Origin of the sequence: Streptomyces sp. 4F14, from assembly GCF_048159485.1 — a bacterium.
Classification (GTDB): Bacteria; Actinomycetota; Actinomycetes; order Streptomycetales; family Streptomycetaceae; genus Streptomyces.
In genome coordinates this window covers 1-411 of sequence record NZ_JBLRVY010000171.1, presented here as the reverse complement: position 1 = coordinate 411, position 411 = coordinate 1, and the positions used below count along the sequence as shown (strand labels likewise).

At 73.2% G+C, this 411-nt stretch carries 1 protein-coding gene; it reads right to left on the bottom strand.

The window, feature by feature from the left end:
* The coding region (locus ACLZOT_RS50160) for a methyltransferase domain-containing protein (RefSeq protein WP_416976012.1) at positions 1-411 on the bottom strand (411 nt) is incomplete at both ends.

The following is a 411-nucleotide window of genomic DNA, read 5'->3' as shown; positions in this document are numbered from 1 at the left end:
GCGTGCACGATCCTGCGCGTGAGTGCGGCGTCGTCGGAGTCGATGACGAACGTGTCCCAGTCCTGGCCGACCAATACGACCCGGCCGCCGGGCACGAGAACCCGGCGCGCCTCCGCCAGCGCCCGCTCAGGCTCGCCGAGTTCGTGGAACACCTTGTCGGCCCGGTAGCCGTCCATCGAGGAGTCCGCCAGCGGCAGCTCGTACGCCCCCGCGAGGCGGAAGTCCGACTCGGGCCGGCGGGCGCGGGCGACGGCGAGCATGCGCTCGCTGGGGTCCACGCCGACGGCTCTCGTGCCCCGGTCGGCCAGTTCCGCCACGGCCCGTCCCGCTCCGCAGCCGACGTCCACCATGGTCCTACCGGCGCTGGTGCCGAGTAGGTCGTAGGACAGCGAACGCAGCTCAGCGGCACCC